The 18,254-nt window shown below is 67.1% G+C and carries 17 protein-coding genes; 8 read left to right on the plus strand and 9 right to left on the minus strand.

Translation table 11 applies throughout. The features are described 5' to 3' along the window. Nucleotides 1-11: 11 nt before the first annotated feature. The 4 genes from LRH25_RS23320 to nifH form a co-directional block, all read right to left on the minus strand. Nucleotides 12-338, minus strand: a complete 327-nt coding sequence (locus LRH25_RS23320) for a hypothetical protein (protein ID WP_141285910.1) — start codon at nucleotides 336-338, stop codon at nucleotides 12-14. Between the two features lie 295 nt (nucleotides 339-633). Then, complete coding sequence (gene nifK, locus LRH25_RS23325; RefSeq protein ID WP_141285908.1) at nucleotides 634-2,193, minus strand: nitrogenase molybdenum-iron protein subunit beta; 1,560 nt, start codon at nucleotides 2,191-2,193, stop codon at nucleotides 634-636. Between the two features lie 160 nt (nucleotides 2,194-2,353). Then, on the minus strand, nucleotides 2,354-3,817 hold the full coding sequence (gene nifD / locus LRH25_RS23330) for a nitrogenase molybdenum-iron protein alpha chain (RefSeq protein ID WP_141285906.1): 1,464 nt from the start codon (nucleotides 3,815-3,817) through the stop codon (nucleotides 2,354-2,356). 79 nt (nucleotides 3,818-3,896) lie between these two features. Continuing rightward, complete coding sequence (nifH, locus tag LRH25_RS23335) at nucleotides 3,897-4,778, minus strand: nitrogenase iron protein (protein ID WP_141285904.1); 882 nt, start codon at nucleotides 4,776-4,778, stop codon at nucleotides 3,897-3,899. A gap of 393 nt (nucleotides 4,779-5,171) precedes the next feature. On the opposite strand from nifH, the gene LRH25_RS23340 reads away from it, so the two are divergent. The 5 genes from LRH25_RS23340 to LRH25_RS23360 all read left to right on the plus strand — a co-directional run bounded on the left by LRH25_RS23340 (nucleotide 5,172) and on the right by LRH25_RS23360 (nucleotide 7,317). Beyond that, nucleotides 5,172-5,681, plus strand: coding sequence for a group II truncated hemoglobin (locus LRH25_RS23340; RefSeq protein ID WP_141285903.1), 510 nt, complete (start codon nucleotides 5,172-5,174; stop codon nucleotides 5,679-5,681). Next, nucleotides 5,678-6,268 (plus strand): hypothetical protein, encoded by a 591-nt coding sequence (locus LRH25_RS23345; RefSeq protein WP_141285901.1) that lies wholly within the window; start codon nucleotides 5,678-5,680, stop codon nucleotides 6,266-6,268. The genes LRH25_RS23340 and LRH25_RS23345 overlap by 4 nt, the downstream gene beginning before the upstream one ends. 22 nt (nucleotides 6,269-6,290) lie before the next feature. Then, nucleotides 6,291-6,533: an FmdB family zinc ribbon protein gene (locus LRH25_RS23350; protein ID WP_141285899.1), complete on the plus strand. Its 243-nt coding sequence runs from the start codon at nucleotides 6,291-6,293 to the stop codon at nucleotides 6,531-6,533. Nucleotides 6,534-6,588: 55 nt separating this feature from the next. Continuing rightward, nucleotides 6,589-7,026, plus strand: coding sequence for an Ohr family peroxiredoxin (locus LRH25_RS23355; protein ID WP_141285897.1), 438 nt, complete (start codon nucleotides 6,589-6,591; stop codon nucleotides 7,024-7,026). Nucleotides 7,027-7,122: 96 nt separating this feature from the next. Beyond that, a complete protein-coding gene (locus LRH25_RS23360; protein ID WP_141285895.1) occupies nucleotides 7,123-7,317 on the plus strand; it encodes a YgaP family membrane protein in 195 nt (64 codons plus the stop codon). Nucleotides 7,318-7,370: 53 nt separating this feature from the next. On the opposite strand, the gene LRH25_RS23365 is transcribed toward LRH25_RS23360, so the two are convergent. Next, on the minus strand, nucleotides 7,371-10,109 hold the full coding sequence (locus tag LRH25_RS23365) for an ATP-binding protein (protein ID WP_170200761.1): 2,739 nt from the start codon (nucleotides 10,107-10,109) through the stop codon (nucleotides 7,371-7,373). Between the two features lie 271 nt (nucleotides 10,110-10,380). Further along, nucleotides 10,381-11,805, minus strand: a complete 1,425-nt coding sequence (locus tag LRH25_RS23370; protein ID WP_231012410.1) for an O-linked N-acetylglucosamine transferase, SPINDLY family protein — start codon at nucleotides 11,803-11,805, stop codon at nucleotides 10,381-10,383. Nucleotides 11,806-11,949: 144 nt separating this feature from the next. On the opposite strand from LRH25_RS23370, the gene LRH25_RS23375 reads away from it, so the two are divergent. Continuing rightward, on the plus strand, nucleotides 11,950-13,503 hold the full coding sequence (locus LRH25_RS23375) for a DASS family sodium-coupled anion symporter (RefSeq protein WP_141285891.1): 1,554 nt from the start codon (nucleotides 11,950-11,952) through the stop codon (nucleotides 13,501-13,503). 470 nt (nucleotides 13,504-13,973) lie between these two features. Further along, nucleotides 13,974-14,228: a GNAT family N-acetyltransferase gene (locus tag LRH25_RS23380; RefSeq protein ID WP_141285889.1), complete on the plus strand. Its 255-nt coding sequence runs from the start codon at nucleotides 13,974-13,976 to the stop codon at nucleotides 14,226-14,228. 145 nt (nucleotides 14,229-14,373) lie between these two features. Here LRH25_RS23380 and LRH25_RS23385 read toward each other — a convergent pair whose 3' ends face one another. After that, nucleotides 14,374-15,210, minus strand: coding sequence for an NmrA family NAD(P)-binding protein (locus LRH25_RS23385; RefSeq protein WP_170200760.1), 837 nt, complete (start codon nucleotides 15,208-15,210; stop codon nucleotides 14,374-14,376). A gap of 118 nt (nucleotides 15,211-15,328) precedes the next feature. Between LRH25_RS23385 and LRH25_RS23390 the strand changes: the two genes are divergently transcribed. Then, nucleotides 15,329-16,276, plus strand: a complete 948-nt coding sequence (locus tag LRH25_RS23390) for an AraC family transcriptional regulator (protein WP_141285885.1) — start codon at nucleotides 15,329-15,331, stop codon at nucleotides 16,274-16,276. Nucleotides 16,277-16,630: 354 nt separating this feature from the next. Here LRH25_RS23390 and LRH25_RS23395 read toward each other — a convergent pair whose 3' ends face one another. Then, a complete protein-coding gene (locus tag LRH25_RS23395; protein WP_141285883.1) occupies nucleotides 16,631-16,987 on the minus strand; it encodes a ribonuclease HepT family protein in 357 nt (118 codons plus the stop codon). A gap of 3 nt (nucleotides 16,988-16,990) precedes the next feature. Continuing rightward, nucleotides 16,991-18,250 carry a flavin monoamine oxidase family protein gene (locus LRH25_RS23400; protein WP_231012413.1) on the minus strand — a complete coding sequence of 420 codons (1,260 nt, stop codon included), beginning with the start codon at nucleotides 18,248-18,250 and terminating at the stop codon, nucleotides 16,991-16,993. Between the last annotated feature and the right edge of the window lie 4 nt (nucleotides 18,251-18,254).

Consider the following 18,254-nt stretch of genomic DNA (forward strand, 5'->3'; position numbering starts at 1 on the left):
GCTTCAGCTCGTCAATCCGCGCCATCGGCCATGGTCTTCTGCCAGACCGCCTGGCGCAGCCGCTCGCTGACCGCCCGCGGGCTGCCGTCGTAAGTCTCGTGCGCCCGCCGCAGCGCGGCCTGTGCGACAGAGGCCTGCGGCAGCGTCAGCGGCACCCGGCCCGCCACATGCGTGGCCCCCGGCACCGCCTTCAGGATGGCCTGCCGGTTCGGGTGCTCGTCCAGCACCACCAGGTGGTCCGCCTCGGGCTGCCCCGCAATGCACACATGCCGCCCGATCACCTCGACCACGCGATCGTCGGAAAGGTGCTTGACATACACCGCTGCGGAATCGGCCATTGCATCCCCTTGACTGAAAGAACGCCCTTGAGAGTTCCCTCAATCGAAACAGTTTTGAATCCGTTCGCACTGAGCCCGTCGAAGTGCTTGCGTCGAGATACGCGCCGGCTTCGACAGGCTCAGCCCGAACGGGGAGCTGTGTCGCGATTCTGAAAACCTCGACGGAGTAGATCGGCCTCGCGACTGCGCGAGACCGGGTGCTCCATCCCCAAAGGGCCGAGCGCCGGGCCGCCCCAAGCCGGCCCGCATCCCCTCGGGGGATCGGTCGACGTACCCGTCGACCGAGGGGCACCATTCACCTGATGATGTCGTAGCTGTAGTCGGTCTTGCCCGGGACGATGGTGTTCGCGTCCAGGGTTTCGAAGAACTCGTCCAGGAACATCACCAGCGTGCGCAGCGCGCCGTCGTAGCCCCAGATGGGATAGCGGTGGTAGTGGTGGCGGTCGAAGATCGGGAAGACCATGCGGATCAGCGGCACGCCGGTGTCGCGCTCCAGGTACTTGCCGTAGGTGTTGCCGATCAGGAAGTCCACCGGCTCGGTGTGCAGCAGCGAGCGCAGGTGCCAGAGGTCGCGCTTGGGGTAGGTCTTGCAACCGGCGCCATAGGGCGAAGCGTCGAACAGCTTCTGCACCTTGGCGGCCCAGGCGTCGGTGCCGTTGGTGGCCAGCACATGCGCCGGCTCGGCGCCCAGCTCCAGCAGGAACTGCGTCAGGCCCAGCATCATGTCCGGGTCGCCGTACATCGCGTAGCGCTTGCCGTGCAGGTGGGCCTGGCTGTCGGCCATCGCGTCCACCAGTTGGCCACGCTCCTTCTCGAGCAGCGCGGGCACCGGCTTGCCGATGAGGCGCGACAAAGCCATCACGAAGGCATCGGTGCCGGCCACGCCGATGGGGCTGTTGAGCACCACCACTTCCTGGCCCTTCTCGCGCAGGTACTTGATGGTCTTCTCGCAGCTGTACTCCTGGAAGACGATGGTCGCCTTGGCGTTCAGCGCGCGGATCACCGTCTCCTTGGTGGTGCCGCCTTCGTACATGCGGAACTCGCCATCGGTGGGCGTGTTCCAGGTTTCCGACGGGTCGCACAGCACGTTGTAGTCGGCGCCGAACAGGTCGAAGATGCGCTTGATTTCCTTCATGTTGCCGACGACGAAGCCGTCGAAGCCGCCAATGAAGTTGATGCTCTCGTCGGCCTGGCGTTCCAGCGCCGGCGCGGTGCCGGCCTTGCCGTCCCAGAAATGCTGCAGGATGCCCAGCAGCGCGTTGTCGTAGCCGGTCACGTGGCTGCCGACGAAGGCGGGGGTGTGGGCAAACGGCACGTCGAACTCTGCCGGGATGCTGCCCTTTTCCTTGGAGGTCTTGATGAAGGCGTTCAGGTCGTCGCCAATCACCTCGGCCATGCAGGTCGTCGAGACGGCGATCATCTCCGGCTTGTAGAGGTTGAAGGTGTTGGCCAGGCCGTCGATCATGTTGTTCAGGCCGCCGAACACCGCCGCGTCTTCCGTCATCGAGGACGACACGCAGGACGTGGGTTCCTTGAAGTGGCGGCTGAAGTGCGAGCGGTAGTAGGCCACGCAGCCTTGCGAGCCGTGCACGAAGCTCAGCGTCTTGTGGAAGCCGTTGGCCACGAACACCGCACCCAGCGGCTGGCAGGCCTTGGCGGGGTTGACGGTGAGCGCTTCGCGGGCGAAGTTCTTTTCCTTGTATTCGACGCTCTTGGTCCAGTCGCGGATCTCGGCGATCTTGGCGTCCGGATGGTTGAACTCGAACTCGTTTTTCTTGCGCGCGAAGATGTCCTGGTACTCAGGCTCGCGGAAGAGCATCTCGTGGTCAATGACCTTGTCTGCGTTCTGGGGCATGGTGAACTCCTGGTGAGGCAGTGATTGGGTTCCGTTCGCCCTGAGCCTGTCGAAGGGTCCTTCGACCGGGCTCAGGACAGGCTTCGACAGGCTCAGCCCGAACGGTGAGGGGCGGCTCAGCGCGAACGGTGAAGGGTGGCTCAGCGCGAACGGAAGTGGGTCAAGCAGCGTTCTTCCACGGGGCTTTCGCCAGTGCCCACACCGGGCTGGCAATCGCCATGTCCATGTCGCGGGCGAAGATGGCAAAGCCGTCGTAGCCGTGGTACGGGCCGGAGTAGTCCCAGCTGTGCATCTGGCGGAAGGGCACGCCCATCTTCTGGAACACGTACTTTTCCTTGATGCCCGAACCCACCAGGTCCGGCTGCACCTTCTCGACGAACTTCTCGAACTCGTAGCCGGTCACGTCGTCATAGATCAGCGTGCCGTCCTTCACGTAGTGGGTGGTGCGCTGGTAGTCGTCGTTGTGGCCGAACTCGTAGCCTGTGCCCACCACTTCCATGCCCAGGTCCTCGTAGGCGCCGATCACGTGGCGCGGCCGCAGGCCACCCACGAACAGCATGACCTTCTTGCCCTGCAGGCGCGGCTTGTACTTGGCGATCACCGCCTCGGTCAGCGCCTTGTACTTGGCGATGACTTCTTCAGCCTTGGCCTTGATGGTGTCGTCGAAGTGAGCGGCGATCTCGCGCAGGCTCTTCTCGATCATGGTCGGGCCGAAGAAGTTGTACTCGACCCAGGGCACCCCGTACTTCTCTTCCATGTGCCGGCTGATGTAGTTCATCGAGCGGTAGCAATGCAGCACGTTGAGCTTGGCGCGCGGGGTGTTCTCCAGCTCGGCAATGGTGCCGTCGCCAGACCACTGCGCAATCACACGCAGGCCCATCTCCTCCAGCAGGATGCGGCTGGACCAGGCGTCGCCGCCAATGTTGTAGTCGCCGATGATGGCCACGTCGTAGGGCGTGGAGACGAAGTCCGGCCGCTTGTTCGGGTCCGCCTTGTCGAAGACGTAGTCGCGGATCGCGTCGTTGGCAATGTGGTGGCCCAGCGACTGGCTCACGCCGCGGAAGCCTTCGCAGCGCACCGGTACGATGGTGTGGCCGCCGTATTCCTTGGTCTTCTTCTTCGAGACCGCCTCGATGTCGTCGCCGATCAAGCCGATCGGGCATTCGCTCTGGATCGAGATGCCCTTGTTCAGCGGGAACAGCACCTGGATCTCGTCGATGATCTTGTCGAGCTTCTTGTCGCCACCGAAGACGATGTCCTTCTCCTGGAAGTCGGAGGTGAACTGCATCGTCACGAAGGTGTCGATGCCGGTGGTGCCGATGTAGTAGTTGCGGCGCGCAGCCCACGAATACTGGCCGCAGCCCACCGGGCCGTGCGAGATGTGGATCATGTCCTTGATGGGACCCCACACCACGCCCTTGGAGCCGGCATAGGCGCAGCCGCGGATCGTCATCACACCTGGCAATGACTTGATGTTGGACTTGACGCCGCAGTCGGGCTTGCCCTCCTCGAACTGGCCGAGGTGCTTGGCGCGTCGCTTGGCCATCTTCTCCGGATAGGCCTTCAGGACTTCATCGATCAAGGCCTTGTTCGCGGCCTTGCGGTCTTCAACCGTCATGCTCATGGTGTGTGCTCCGTGGGTGCTGCGCGAGGGTCAGCTGAGAGAGGAGCGGCACCGGTGGGCGCCGCTCCGGGGCGTGCCGTCAGGCGACGAGTTCAGCGGCGGTCTTGCCAACCTGGCTTTCGTCCACGGCCTTCATGATCCCGTGCTCCATCAGCAGGTCTTCCAGCTGGTCCATCGTGATGGGCGTGGGGATGGTGCCGTTGCCGGCGTTGTTGTGGATCTTCTCGGCCAGGGTGCGGTATTCCTGTGCCTGTTTGGATTCCGGCGCGTACTCCAGCACTGTCATGCGGCGAAGCTCTGCGTGCTGCACGATGTTGTCGCGCGGCACGAAGTGGATCAGCCGGCTGCCCAGCATCTTGGCCAGCGAGTCGGCCAGCTCCAGCTCCTTGTCGGTCTGGCGTTCGTTGCAGACCAGGCCGCCCAGGCGCACGCCACCGCTGTTGGCGTACTTCAGGATGCCCTTGGAGATGTTGTTGGCCGCGTACATGGCCATCATCTCGCCGGACATCACGATGTAGATTTCCTGCGCCTTGTTCTCGCGGATCGGCATGGCGAAGCCGCCGCAGACCACGTCGCCCAGCACGTCGTAGGACACATAGTCCACGCCGTCATAAGCGCCGTTTTCTTCCAGGAAGTTGATCGAGGTGATCACGCCGCGGCCAGCGCAGCCGACACCGGGTTCCGGGCCACCGGATTCGACGCAACGGATGTCCTTGTAGCCCACCTTCATCACGTCTTCGAGTTCCAGGTCCTCCACCGAACCGGCTTCCGCGGCCAGCGAGAGGATGGTGTCCTGCGCCTTGGCGTGCAGGATCAGACGGGTGGAGTCGGCCTTGGGATCGCAGCCGACGATGAGGATCTTCTGGCCCAGGTCGCTCAGCGCGGCCAGGGTGTTCTGGGAGGTGGTGGACTTGCCGATGCCGCCTTTGCCGTAGAAGGCGATTTGCCGCAGTTTGGACATTGCTTGTTGCTCCAGTTGGATTGAAGGAGGTAGACGAGACACAAGGGGTTCGTCGCGATCTCAATGCAGCCTTCGGTGCCTGTGTGGGTCTTCTTATGAAGGTCCCTCGGTGCTTGACATGGGGTCCGCGCCAACTGCTTATCGCAATGGGCGTGCCACCCCTTCTGAAGCGATACAACTCGTTGTTTTACAAAGGAAAAGTGCCATTCCACCAGGACTGAAGCGGGGTGGTGACCTTTGTCCGGAAACCGACAAATCGGGGGCTTGCGACAAGGCCGCAGCAACATGCAGGCATGCGCGCTGAGGGTCGCAGCGGCGGGTCCGCTGCGAGGAGAAAGCGGCATGCGAACACCGCCTCGGGCGCGCTGGTACGGGGGTTGCAGAGAAGGGCCCATGCAAGCCCTTCCTGCATCTGTTCCCAACGCCCCGCCCGCCCCCTCGCACCTGCTGCGGCTGGGCGGCCGCGAGGCCGTCGTGCGCCTGGTGAACGCCTTCTATGCGGCGATGGACACACGGCCCGAAGCTGCCGTCATCCGCGCCATGCACGAGGCCGACCTGACGACCACGCGCGCCGTGCTGGTCGATTACCTGACGGAATGGATGGGCGGCGAGAAGCGCTACAGCGCGCTGCACGGCGCACCCATGCTGCGCCGCCGCCACCAGCGCTTCGAGGTCGACGACGCCGCAAGCGATGCGTGGATGAACTGCATGCGCCAGGCACTGGCCGAGACCTGCGCGGACCACGCGCTGATGGCCGAACTCGACGCGGCCTTCGACAAGGTCGCCCGCGCCATTCGCAACAAGCCGGCCCCGGATCCGGCCGGCCCTCCCTCCATGGCTGGCACCACCCACCTGCCCGTCCTGCCCTCTTCCTTCCACCCCCACCGAAAGCCGCTTCCATGACCACCCTTGCCCAGACCGTGCTCGGCCGCCTCGAGACCGAAGGCCGCCTTCTCAATTGCGTACTCAAAGGCCCGACCAGGCAAGCCGGCCGCATCGGCTTTCGCGGCGACCTGGCGCTGAAGTTCCAGGCCAAGATGGCCGACGAAGCGCGCCCGCCCGAAATCAGCTGCGAACAGGTGATCGCCGTGGCGCACGAAGGCGAACCGCACCTGCGGTTCCTGGCCGGCTTCCTGCTGAGCTTCGAGTACCTGCAATTGCTGGCCGAGGTGCTGGGCGACGCCCTCTCACCCGATGGCAAGTACTTCCTGTTCTGCGACAACATCGACATCTCCAAGCGCTACCAGGTGGCGTACGGCGGCGCCACGTTCTACGTGCTGCCCATCGACGAAGCCACGGTCTACAACGAGACCCTGGAACTGCTGTACCTGGAGAAGACCGAACTCAAGCGGCTGGACACCGCCGGCAAGGTCGACGCCATTGCGGACAAGGCCAGCAGCTTCACGCAAAGCTTCCCCACGCTCAGCTTCGAGGAGGGGCTCAAGCTGATGGGCCCGGTGCGCAACGTCTACGAAAACCGGCCCGTCTGACCGCGACGCAGGAGGCTTGCGCATGCCGCTCTACGACTACCACTGCCCGGCCTGCCTGGCCGAGTTCGAAGTGCTGGTGCGCGCTGGCACCGTGCCCACCTGCCCGCACTGCGGCGCCACCACGTTGGAGCGCGCCGTCTCACGCATTGCGCCGGCCGGCAAGATCGAAGCCATCCGCATGTCCAACCGCCGCCAGGCGGCGCGCGAAGGCCACTTCAGCCACCTCAGCACCGCCGAGCGCAACAAGCTGCTCAAGCTGAAGTAGCGCCAAGACTGCGCTCGAAACCCGGACCCCAACCACACGCTTACTGGAGATTCCCATGGAGCTGGTCTACAAGGCCGTGATGCTGAGCCAGGGCGGCCGCAGCGGCACCGTGCAGAGCGACGACGGCAGCGTGAAACTCAAGCTGGCCGTGCCCGCCAGCATGGGCGGCAAGGGCGACGGCCCCAACCCGGAGCAACTCTTCGCCGGCGCCTTCGCGGCCTGCTTCGAGCAGTCGGTGCGGCACATCGCAAAGAAGGCCCACTTGCCGCTACGCGGCTGCTATGTCGAGGCCGAGCTGTCGATGTACATCACATTCGAAGAGGCCTACCGCATGGCGCTCACGCTCACGGTGCACATGGCCGGCCCGCTGGACCAGGCGGCGGCCGACAACCTGCTGGAACGCGCCAAAGGCATCTGCCCCTACGTGGACGCGACCAAGACCAACATCACCCTCAACCTGAAGGCAGTGCTGGACACGCCGGTCACGGCCTGAGCAAGGCCGGACTGACCCAGGTCAATGCCGGGCACCGGACCACGGCGCAGACTTGCATCACAAGCCGGCCCCTCGGCCGGTGTCAGGAGACTGCCCATGCCACGCAATGAAGGCACGCTGGATCGCGCTGTGCGCATCCTCTTCGGACTGGTGTTGATCGCCCTTTCGCTCACCGGCCAGATCGGCGTCTGGGGCTGGGTGGGCGTGGTGCCGCTGCTAACCGGCGCGCTGGGCTGGTGCCCGCTCTACACCGCGCTGGGCTTCAACACCTGCACCGTCAAGCAAGGCTGAGCGCCGCTGGTTGCAGGCCGGCCTGCTAGCGGGCCCCGGCTGGACTGCGGCCCTCACCCGTTCAGCCGGGCGGCCACCCCTTGCAACACCTCCCCAAAGTCCATGGGCTTGGCCCAGTAGGCTTCGGCGCCGGCGCGCCGGGCGGCCTCGATGTCTGCCGCCATGGCGCTGGCCGACAAGGCGATCACCCGAAGATGGCCGGTGCTGTCCCGGGCCCGCAGCCTGGCCAGCAGCTCCAGTCCCGTCATGTCCGGCAACTGCATGTCCAGCAGGATCAGGTCGGGCCGCAGGCACTCTGCCAGCGCCAGCCCCTGCGCGCCGGTGGAGGCGATGACGACCTGAACCTCCGGCCAGTGGCCCAGCAACTGCTCGACGAGCATCGCATTGACCGGGTTGTCTTCGATGTAGAGCACCCGCCCCTTGGGCCCGCTGCCGGGCGCCAGGCCGCCTGAAGCCCTCATGGGGTCAAGATCAGCGATGCGCACCGCGCCTGAAGCGCCCTCGCCATGGGGCAAGCGCAGCGTCACCTGCGTGCCTGCGTTTTCCTGGCTCGCAACAGTGAGCGTGCCACCCAACAACTCGACCAGCTGACGCGAGAGGTTCAGCCCGATGCCGGTGCCCTCGATGGGGGTGTTCTCCCGGCCCAGCCGATTGAAGGCCTGGAACAGGCCGGCCATCTGGTCCTGCGACATGCCGATCCCGTGGTCGATCACCCGGATCTGCAGTTGCGTGTCCAGCTGGTCAACTTCCAGCATCACGCGCCCGCCGGGCCTGCTGTACTTGATGCCATTCGAAACCAGGTTGAGCAGCACCTGCCGCAACCGCGTCGGGTCGGTGTTCACGCACAGCACCGGCGTGTGCGCATACGCTGCCTGCAAGGCAATGCCGGTCTTCTCGGCCAGCGGCTCGCTCATCCTCAGCACCCCGTCGAGCAGGGGCTGCAATCCGGTTTCCATCATTTGCAGCGAGAGCTGCCCGGCCTCGATCCTGGACACATCCAGCACGTCGTCGATCAGCGCGCGGAGCTGCGTGCCCGCCAGGAACACGTTGTCCAGCCGCTGGCGGGCCGTCTCGTCCAGCGCCTCGCGGCTGTGCAGTTGCAGCAACTGCGTGAAGCCGAGGATCGCATTCAGAGGCGTGCGCAGTTCATGGCTCATCCTCGACAGGAATGCCGTCTTGGCCTGATTGGCGGCTTCGGCGTCCATCAGCGCCACTCGCGCCGCCTTGCGCTTGTGCGAGTCGAGCGCGAGGGTGATGTCATGCATCATGTTTTCCAGCAGCGCAACCAGGGGCTCGTCGAAGATGTCGCCCCCGCCCACGCCGAGCCCGAGCACGCCGACCACCGCACCGTCGCACATGAAGGGCACCACGATCAGCGTGCTCAGCGCATGGCGCCTGCGGAACTCGTGCCACCCGGCGCCACCCTCGGCGCCCGCCAGGTCATTCGCAATCGTCGGGCGGCCCAGGCGCAGTGCGGTCGAGATCGGCCCTTCCTGCGCCTGCGAGTCAGCATCGAGCGTGATCAACAAGCCCTCGGTGCCGCCCTCGCCACGGCCCACCCAGGCGACGGGCGCCACCACCCAACCCTGCGTTGTGCCCCGCACCTCACCGATCCACGCCACCTCGGCCAGCCGCGTGCGCACGCAGATGCCGCACACCTCCTCGAACAAGGCCTGCGGCTCCGGGCCGCGTGCAATCGCCTGGTTCATGCTCGACAGCGCCTCGTACAGCTTGCTGACCCGAAGCGCACGCCGCTCGGACACCCGGAGTTGCGCTGCGCTGTCCTCCTGCCGGTTCATCAGCCGGTTGAACTCCACCGCCACCTCACCGAACTCGCCGGGCAGGGTTTCGTCGGCCCGCATGCCTAAGCCCCCTGCTGCAAGCTCGCGGGTGGTCGCTGCCATGCTGTGCAGTGGCAATGCCAGCCTGTGAGCCCCAATGAAGGCCGCCAGAAGGCCAAGCAAGGTGACGAGCCCGACGGTCGCGGCGCGCCAGAAGATCTCGTGATTCGAGCTGGCATACAGCAGCGAGGCCGGCGTCCCCGCCCACACGCTCAGGTCGTACTTCGCAAGGTTGGCCGTTGCGTAGGTGCGCTCAATGCCATCGGCCCCGGTGGCCACGATGATGCCGGTGGGCGACTTCCGGCGCTTGTCCTGGACGTCCTGTGACACGGTGCGGCCGATCCAGAGGTCCGGGTCGGGGCTGCGCGCCAGGAACACTGCGCGGGACTGCACGATGGCAATCGTGCCCTGCGCCGGCAGGTCGCCCCGAGGCAGCAGCTCGGCCAGCTGACGCAGGTCGATCGAGGCCGTGAGCATGCCAACCTTGGTTCCCAGGCGAGACTGGACCGGCAGTGTCAACACCGCCGCCTGCTTGCCGGTGAGCCGACCGATGACGGGCCGGCCCAGGTTGAAGCCATCGGTCGCCATGCCCTGCTTGAACCATTCGCGATCAGCAAAACTGACGGGGACGGCCGCCCCTGCCGCCGCGCAGACGAGCTGCCCTTCTGCGTCGACCAGCAGCACGTTGTTGAAAGGCTGCCCGATGTCGGCGCCGCCACGCAGCAACTCGACACAGCGGCTGGCACTCATGGCCTTGAGTTCCTCCCGCGAGGCCAGGAAGGTCAGCAGTTGCTCGGCACGCCCCAGCACCACCTCCAGGCGCCCGGCCACGATGGCCACCCTGGCTTCCAGATTTCGATGGACTTCGGCCTCTGCCGCCTGCTTGTCGCGCAGCAGGCCCACCACCTGCAGCGCGGTCAGTGGCACGACCACGGACAGGACCACTAGCACCAGGCGGGAGAGAAGGTAGCTGCGCCGCCAGGGAAAGCGACGGGCCGGGGAGTCACTGGCAAGCGGAAGGACTTCCCCTCCCAGCACGACCGGAGCGCCTCGCCACCACCAGCGCCGATCGGCTCTCATCCCGCTGGACCCCTTCAGTTGGCACAGGCACTGAATGTATGCGAACCATGTCGCTCATGCCGATGCGCGAATTGCATCAGGGATGGGGCTTTTTCACCATGGGGCAACTCTGGAGCGGCCTGGGCACGCCGCTGCCCCAAGCTCAGCTGAGGGACAGCGCTGCAGGCGGCAACCCGGCCTGATGGCGAGCCCACATGGCGCGGTAGAGCGTCTCCAGGCTGCGCGCATGGCCAGGCACGTCGAACAGTGGCGCATGCACCCGCAGAGCCGCCAGCCTGAGGCGCAGGGCCCGCAGCCGGGCCGGGTCGGTCGCCAGCGAGGCGGCCAGTGCGGCATAGGCCACCAGGTCATGCGTGACAAGTTCCGGCAGGCCCACTGCGCGCAGCAGGCTGCCCGCCACGCGGGAGGCAAAGGTCTCGCCCGCACAGGTCACCAGCGGCACGCCGGCCCACAGCGCATCGCTGGCCGTGGTGTGGGCGTTGTACGGCGAGGTGTCCAGCGCCAGGTCTGCCAGTTGCAGCCTCGCCAGATGAGCCGCGTGGGGCTGGTCCTCGGCAAACACCAGGCGATGCGGCGCAATGCCGCGCTGCATCGCCTCCTGCCTCAGGTTGCCCTCGGCCTGATCGCTGTGCAGCAGCCACAGCACGCTGCCGGGCACCTGGGCCAGCAGCTGGCACCAGATGTCGAACATCGCCGGCGTGAACTTGTAGGCCTGGTTGAAGCAGCACAGCACCAGTCCCTGCTCGGGCAGCCCGGCCGCGGCACGGCTGGGCGCTGGCGGCAACGCCATGCTGCGGCCGTGCGGCTGGTAGCTGTGCGGCATGCAGGCCAGTGCCTCGCTGTAGTCGCCTGCCCGGTCCTGCGGGGTGATGAAATGGTCGCTGATCAGGTAGTCGCAAAAGCCGCCGCCCAGCGTGCCTGGATAGCCCAGGAAGCTCACCTGCAGCGGCGCCGGCCGGTAGGTCAGCAGCGCGGTGCGGGTCCCGGCGGTGTAGCCCTTGAGATCGACCAGGATGTCGATGCCGTCGGCATGAATGGCGCGCGCGGCCTGCAGGTCGTCCAAGCCGCTGATGTCGTGGAACTGCGCGAAGCATCTGGCCAGCCGCTGGCGCATGCCCAACCCGTCGTCCGCGCCATGGCTGTAGGCGTGCAGCTCGAAATCGGCCGCGTCGTGCGCCTCCAGCATCTCCACCATCAGCAGCGCGGTGGCGTGCTGGTGAAAGTCGCAGGAGAGGTAGCCGATGCGCAGCCGGCGCGTGGCAGGCCCAGGGCCGGGCGCTGCCAGCAGATCGGTGCTGGCGAATTCCCGCGCCAGCAAAGCGCGCTCGTCGGCACTGGCTGCAAGTCGCGCGGCCATCCACTGGTCTGCGCAGTCACGTTGATCGGCTGCGCTGATGCCCGGCAGCGACAGCAGATGGAAGGGTGGCAACCGGCCCTGCTCGCCAGGGTCTGCCAGCATGGCCAGGGCCCGCGCTGGCCACTGCGCAAAGTCTTCCCACTCGCACCAGGCACGACTGCGCGCGTAGTGGTGCATGGGCGAGCGGGGCGGCGTGCACGCGATGGTCATGCGGGCAAGCCGCAAGATCCGCGCCGCCAGCGCGCCTGCCCATGCGACAGCGCCTTGCGCAAGGTCAAGACCGGGACGACAGGCCGTGCCCAGACTCGCTTCATTCTTCAAAGCATGACTGCAGTGCGCAAGCGCGTGTGTCCCATGACCACCACCACCCCGAACACCACCAGCACCAACACGCCTCTTCCCCCATCGACAGCAGCAGCGCCAGCCGCAGGCAAGCGCCTGCTCGTCCAACGCGCCGGTCTCCTGGCCGGGCTCGCCGCCCTGCTGGCGGTGCTGCTGATGCCTGCTGCCACCGGCCTGCCGCCGGCCGGCCAGGTGATGCTCGGCATCCTGGCCTTCGCGGTGATCGTCTGGATCACCGAAGCCCTGGACTACGCCGTCAGCGCCGTCGTGATCGGCGCCTTGATGACATTCGCACTGGCCCAGGTGGCGGAACCCGGCAAGGCCGCGGCCAGCGCCATGGGCACCAGCGCGGCACTGAATCTCGCGCTCTCTGGCTTCTCCAACAGCGCCGTGGCCCTGGTGGCCGCGGCCTGCTTCATCGCTGCCGCGATGAGCGCCACCGGGCTGGACCGACGCATCGCGCTGCGAGTGCTTTCGCATGTGGACGCCAACTGCCGCCACATCGTCATCGGTGCCATGGTGGTTGGCTTTCTGCTGTCCTTCATCGTGCCGAGCACGACCGCCCGCGTGGCCTGCCTGGTGCCCATCATGATGGGCTTCATCCGTGCGTTCCAGGTGGACCGCAAAAGCCGCTTCGCAGGCTTGCTGGTGATCACCGCGGCGCAAACCGCCAGCGTCTGGAACATCGGCATCAAGACCGCCGCCGCGCAGAACATGGTGGCCATCGGCTTCATCGAGAAACAGTTCCAGACCAGCATCACCTGGCTGGACTGGTTCATCGCCGGGGCGCCCTTCTCTGCGGCGCTCACCATTGCGCTGTACTTCATCATGACGCGCATGATGAAGCCCGAGATGGACGAAGTCCCCGGCGGGCAGGCAGCCATCCGCCAGCAGCTGGCCGAGATCGGCCCCACCACCGCGCGCGAGTGGAAGCTCCTGGGCATCGTGCTCGCGCTGCTGGGCCTGTGGTCCACCGAGAAGGTGCTGCACGACTTCGACACCTCTTCCACCACCATTGCCGCCGTTGCGCTGATGCTGATGCCACGGATCGGCGTGATGGACTGGAAGGAATCCCAGCGCGGCTTTCCCTGGGGCACGGTGCTGCTGTTCGCCGTGGGCATCAGCGTGGGCACCGCGCTGCTCAAGACGCAGGCGGCCAGCTGGCTGGCCCAGCTCATCGTGCAGCACCTGGGCCTGCAACAGGCCAGCGCCTTCGCGATCCTGATCCTGCTCTCGCTGTTCCTGATCGTCATCCACCTGGGCTTCGCCAGCGCCACCGCACTGGCCTCGACCATGATCCCCATCGTCATCAGCGTGCTGGGCGCAGTGCAGACCCCAGGCATCAACATCATCGGCATGACCATGCTGCTGCAGTTCGTCATCAGCTTCGGCTTCATCCTGCCGGTCAACGCCCCGCAGAACATGATCGCCTACGGCACCGACACCTTCGAGGCCCGCGACTTCGTCCGCACCGGCCTGGTCATCACCGCCGCGGCCACCGCGCTGCTGCTTCTCTTCTCCCTCAGCTACTGGCCGTGGATGGGGTATCTGACGGTGAAAGGCTGACCGCCAGGGATTGCCGAGTAACCGCCCGCCAATCTTCGCGTTCGGCCACGGCGGACCCACGCGATAGACTTCTTGAGTTCCAACCACCGCGCGTCTTCGATCAACCAGACCTGAACGTCGATTGGCGACTTTCGGCCATGCCCAACGCGAGCGTGGCCACAGCAAGGTCAGAAGCGCGGCTCATCGGGTTCAAGCTCGGATATGCCATGACGGAGTCCAAGTACCAGGGCAATGCTGAACAAGTCCTGCGTGCCGCGGCGGATTCAGGCGGGATGCCGGACTAGGCGCGTGCCTGGGCAAGGTTCGCAACGACGCCTGGCGCCCGCCTGAACCGCCCTGGAGGACTGGCGAGATAACGGGCCGCCTCGGTCGTTGCGCCGCTCGGCGTCGGGCAGAGAGCCCGACCTTCGCGCCGCGCCTACGATCCGGCCTGTTCTCTCGCCAGCGCAGCACGCAGGACTTGTTCAGCATTGCCCCAGAGCTGGCTTGGCGGGGTGGATGAAATGTCGAGCGGAAACGGCGTCGCGCGTCAACTCATGCGGCTGCAACATGAGTGGGTGCGAGGCCAGGGATACGCGCTGCTGGAAACCTCGACGGACCAGGGCAACCTGGCGATGGCGCGCCTCAATCTGCAGGAAGGCTTCGAGGTGTGCGGGACGCGCGCGGAGCCTCACCGCTTGCAGGTTCTGTACCTCAAACAGCTGCGAGAATTGCTCGCGTCCTGATGCCTGCAGTCGGCCAGTAGCCGTCCTTCCCGACGCGCTCGAAGACCTTGCCTCACGCGCCGCCGTGGCCGTGTTCGGCAATTGGCCCGGCGAAGTCCAGCAGGTGCCGTGTGAGCAAGCAGCTGCGAGGCCGCGTCTGCTTCGATCAGGCCTGCCAGGCCTGCCGATGGTCACGGGCGTAGCGCTCGAAGCTGCCCGGCGCGCGGCCGGTGATCTGCGCCATCGCGTCGGTGGTGCGCTCGGCGTAGCCGGCCTTGAAGAAGCCCAGGAGCATCACCATGAGCTCGGCGTTGGGCTTCGGCAACCCGGCGCCCAGCAGCCCGTCGAGCATCGCCTCGGGCGGGATGTCCTGGAACGTGATGCGGCGGCCGCTTTCGCGCGACAGGATGGCAGCCACCTGGTCGTGGTTCAGCGCCTCGGGTCCGGTGAGGTCGAAGTCGCGGTTGGCCAGCGTGTCGCTGGTCAGCAGCACGGCGGCGGCGGCGGCGATGTCGCGTGTGTCGATGAAGCTGCCCTTGGCCGTGCCCACCGGCAGCAGGATCGTTCCCTGCGTGACGATGCTGGGCAGCCAGAAGGTATTGAAGTTCTGCATGAACCAGTTGGGGCGCAGGATGTTGTAGGGCAGGCCCGAGGCTTCGAGGTAGCGCTCGGCCCTGCGCAGCGGCGCGTTGTCGTCGGCGTTGGCGCCCATCATCGACATCAGCACCACCTTGCGCAGGCCATGGGCGCGCGCGGCGTCGATCAGCGGTGCCAGCAACTCGTCCTGGTTGGCGTGCCCCGGCAACGCCAGCAGGAAGGCAGCATCGGCGCCGGACAGGGCTTCGTTCAGGCCGCGTCGCGCGACGACGTCGAGCTGCACCTGGTCGGCAGCGGTCGGCGCGCGGCTGGTGGCCTTGCGCAGCTGATGGCCCTGCGCCGCGAGCACGCGGGAGAGTTCGGATCCGACGGTGCCGCTGGCGCCGACGACAAGGATCTTGGACATGATGACGGTCCTGTGGGGATTGAAGACACATTCATCGTCCATCCATTTGGTTGAACCATGAATGGACAAACGTACATATTTCATGTCCTGTAGTACGCGATTCATGGATAATTGATCAATGACAGCCGACCTGCTTGCCGACCTGCTGCGCGACAGCGGACTGCACCGCCGTGTGCTCGACCTGCATGTGCTGGAGTCCACGGTGGCGCTGCGCTTCCCCTGCGACCGCAGCATCGGGCTGCACCTGGTGTTGCGCGGCCCGGTCTACGTGCACGCGGCCGCACTGGCCGAACCGCTCGCGCTGGACAGCGGCGACGTCGCGGTGATAGCACGCGGCTGCGACCATCACCTCAGCGCGCAAGGGCGGATCGAGGGCCTGGAGGTGCGGTTCATCGGCGCCCCGGCCGACGCCGACGACGTGCCGGCGGCCGACGCCGGCTCGGTGATCAGCGGCGTCTACCAGTTCTGGAACACGCCGCTGCATCCCTTCTTTGCCGAGCTGCCAGCGTGGACGGTGCTGCGTGCCGCCATGCTGCCCAAGCTCGGGCCGCTGGCGCTCAGCACCAGCCTGGTCGAGGCCGAGCTGCGCGGCAGCCAAGCCGGTCGCTCGATCATCGTGCACGGCCTCCTCGACGTGGTGTTCGCCTATGCGATGCGCGAGGTCTGCGCACGCTGCGCGCAGGCCGGGGCCGGCTGGAGCCAGGCCTCGCGCGACCCGCAGCTCCAGCGTGCGCTGGCGCTGATGCACGAAGACTGCGCCCACCCCTGGACGCTGGGAGAGCTGGCGCAGCGCGCAGGTCTGTCGCGAACCGCGTTCGCCCAGCGCTTTCGAGACACCATGGGCGACACGCCGCTGAACCACTTGCGCACGCTCCGCATGCAGCGCGCGATGCAGCTGCTGTCCGAGACCGAGCAGCGGCTGGAGGTGGTAGCCGCAGCAGTGGGCTATCAGGACGCCTTTGGCTTCTCGAAGGTGTTCAAGCGCACCCTGGGCCTGTCACCGCGCGAGTTCCGCCAGCGCGACGCCGCCGAGCGCCAGCTGCCTTGGCGCTTTCGCAACGGCTGAGCGGGCCGCACGCCAGGCTTTGCCGGCTGGCGGCGGGCTCGTCCGTTGTGCAACAGGCCGGCGACGGCCCGCTTCCTCGTCCACTCTCGGCCAGGAACTTCTGGCCGTGGCGGGATAGCTTGATACCCCGGCACACGGCGTTCTTGACCGCTATGCCCTATGGCAGACGACCTTCGCCGACAAGCGCTTCTGGCCGGTTCCCGGAGGCCGTGGGCGGCTGCTTCCTGGATGCGCAACGCGTAGAGCCGTGGTTTGACTGTCGGGCAGCATTGGAGAGAACCGAAGGGCAGCTGAGGGTCGATAGCAGCTGACCGATCGCCCCGTTTGACCGGCCCTGCAGCAGCCGCCATGCCCTCAATACCCCACCTCAAACCACACCGGCTGCTTGCGCCTCAGCTCACGCAGCAACTCCAGGGTCTGTGGCACCAGGCCGTTGACGGCGTACCAGATTTCTTCGCGGCGGGGCTGGATGCCGTGGCGCAGCTTGTCGTGCAGGGTGGCCCAGCCGGGCCAGTCGACCTGCAGCAGGCGCTGGTGCAGCGCGGGGGTCATGTTGCCCATGGTGTGGGCCATGATGAGCAACTGGGCTTCGACGGCGCGCAGCGTGAGCGTGCTGGCGAAGAGTTCGTCTTCGTTCTGCATCTCGTGGGTGAGCGTGCCGATGGCGCGGCCGGTGTCCATCAGGATGTCGAACAGCGAGCGGTGGTACATGGTTCAGGCCGAGCTGCCCGGCACCACGGCGCAAGCGTCGTTGGCAGCGGCTGAAGGGCGCGGCAGCGGCTCTGGTCGCGCTGCGATGCCTGCCGGCGCCAGCTGGCTGCGCAGCCGGCCCGCCGCCACCAGCGCACCTTCGAGATAGCCGCAGCCCCGGTGCGCCGTCTCCGAGCCACCGAAGAACAGCTTGCCGCCCCAGTGCGGCTCGGCCAGCAGCGGCTCGCCCTGTGCGGGGTGCCCGGGGTGCGCAGGGTGGGCGGCGGATGGCTGGTCCTCCTCGGCAATGTCGGCCGGGCTGCAGGTCCAGCGCTCCTGCGCCCAGTCCTGCCAGAAGCGGCCGGTGCACAGGGCTTCGTCCACCGCCTGGGGGCCGAAGAGCTGGGCCATCTGGCTGCCGAGCAGCAGCTCGCGGCCCTTGCTGAAGCGCTCGCGCTGCGTGGCGCCCAGCGCGGCGAAGCCGGCCAGGGCACCGGCTGAAGACAAGCCTTCGGGCCCGCTGGCGTCGAAGACCTCGGCCAGCATGGCTTGCGCATGGGTGACCCAGGCATTGCCGCTGAGCCCGGCCTCGCGCCAGAACGGGCGGCGGTAGGCAAAGCCCGCCTTGGCGGCGGTGGCCATCCAGGTGGGCGTGCGCCGCAGCGCGGCCTGCACCGGCGCTGGCAAGGCGGGCGTGAACTGCAGCAGGGACTCGGCCACCCGGGGCGGCAGGGCCAGCACCACCCGGCGCGCGTGCACGGCCTGGAGGCGCTCGCCCACCTGCAGCCGCAGCTCGATGAATTCGCCGTGGTCGACCAGCGCCAGCGCGGCGTGGCCCAGGCGCAGGCGCTCGGGCGGCAACGGCCGGGCCAGCGCGCCAATCAGCGCCCCCATGCCGCCTGCCAGGCGGCGGGCGCCGCCATGTACCGCGCCGGACGTGGCGGGGGCGGTGGCGTCAGCGGCCGGGCGCTGGTCCGGCCCCAGGGCGACGGCCTGCGGCACGCGGTTGGGGTCGGCCAGGTGCAGCACCCGGCCATCGTCGACCTGGGCCAGGTCGGCCAGGCCCAGGTCGGCCACCAGGCCGGCCATGGCCGGCTGGGTGGCCGGCCAGTACCAGGTGGCGCCCAGGTCCAGCGGCGTGCCGTCCTGCGACTGCGCGGTGAGCACGCGGCCGCCCAGGCGCTCGCGCGCCTCGAACAGCCGCCAGTCCCTGCCGCGCGCGTGCAGGCTGTGGGCCAGCGCGAGGCCGCAGGCGCCACCGCCGACGAGGGCCAGGTCCAGCATGGCC

The sequence above is a fragment of the Ideonella azotifigens genome (assembly GCF_021043325.1).
GTDB lineage: Bacteria > Pseudomonadota > Gammaproteobacteria > Burkholderiales > Burkholderiaceae_C > Ideonella > Ideonella azotifigens.

Excerpts from the sequence above, each read along its gene's own strand:
- nifK (WP_141285908.1), bottom strand. The coding sequence starts at position 2,193 with ATGCCCCAGAACGCAGACAAGGTCATTGACCACGAGATGCTCTTCCGC.
- nifH (WP_141285904.1), bottom strand. The coding sequence starts at position 4,778 with ATGTCCAAACTGCGGCAAATCGCCTTCTACGGCAAAGGCGGCATCGGC.
- LRH25_RS23320 (WP_141285910.1), bottom strand. The coding sequence starts at position 338 with ATGGCCGATTCCGCAGCGGTGTATGTCAAGCACCTTTCCGACGATCGC.
- LRH25_RS23360 (WP_141285895.1), top strand. The coding sequence starts at position 7,123 with ATGCCACGCAATGAAGGCACGCTGGATCGCGCTGTGCGCATCCTCTTC.
- LRH25_RS23400 (WP_231012413.1), bottom strand. The coding sequence starts at position 18,250 with ATGCTGGACCTGGCCCTCGTCGGCGGTGGCGCCTGCGGCCTCGCGCTG.
- LRH25_RS23390 (WP_141285885.1), top strand. The coding sequence starts at position 15,329 with ATGACAGCCGACCTGCTTGCCGACCTGCTGCGCGACAGCGGACTGCAC.
- LRH25_RS23370 (WP_231012410.1), bottom strand. The coding sequence starts at position 11,805 with ATGACCATCGCGTGCACGCCGCCCCGCTCGCCCATGCACCACTACGCG.
- LRH25_RS23350 (WP_141285899.1), top strand. The coding sequence starts at position 6,291 with ATGCCGCTCTACGACTACCACTGCCCGGCCTGCCTGGCCGAGTTCGAA.
- nifD (WP_141285906.1), bottom strand. The coding sequence starts at position 3,817 with ATGAGCATGACGGTTGAAGACCGCAAGGCCGCGAACAAGGCCTTGATC.
- LRH25_RS23355 (WP_141285897.1), top strand. The coding sequence starts at position 6,589 with ATGGAGCTGGTCTACAAGGCCGTGATGCTGAGCCAGGGCGGCCGCAGC.
- LRH25_RS23395 (WP_141285883.1), bottom strand. The coding sequence starts at position 16,987 with ATGTACCACCGCTCGCTGTTCGACATCCTGATGGACACCGGCCGCGCC.
- LRH25_RS23375 (WP_141285891.1), top strand. The coding sequence starts at position 11,950 with ATGACCACCACCACCCCGAACACCACCAGCACCAACACGCCTCTTCCC.
- LRH25_RS23385 (WP_170200760.1), bottom strand. The coding sequence starts at position 15,210 with ATGTCCAAGATCCTTGTCGTCGGCGCCAGCGGCACCGTCGGATCCGAA.
- LRH25_RS23340 (WP_141285903.1), top strand. The coding sequence starts at position 5,172 with ATGCAAGCCCTTCCTGCATCTGTTCCCAACGCCCCGCCCGCCCCCTCG.
- LRH25_RS23345 (WP_141285901.1), top strand. The coding sequence starts at position 5,678 with ATGACCACCCTTGCCCAGACCGTGCTCGGCCGCCTCGAGACCGAAGGC.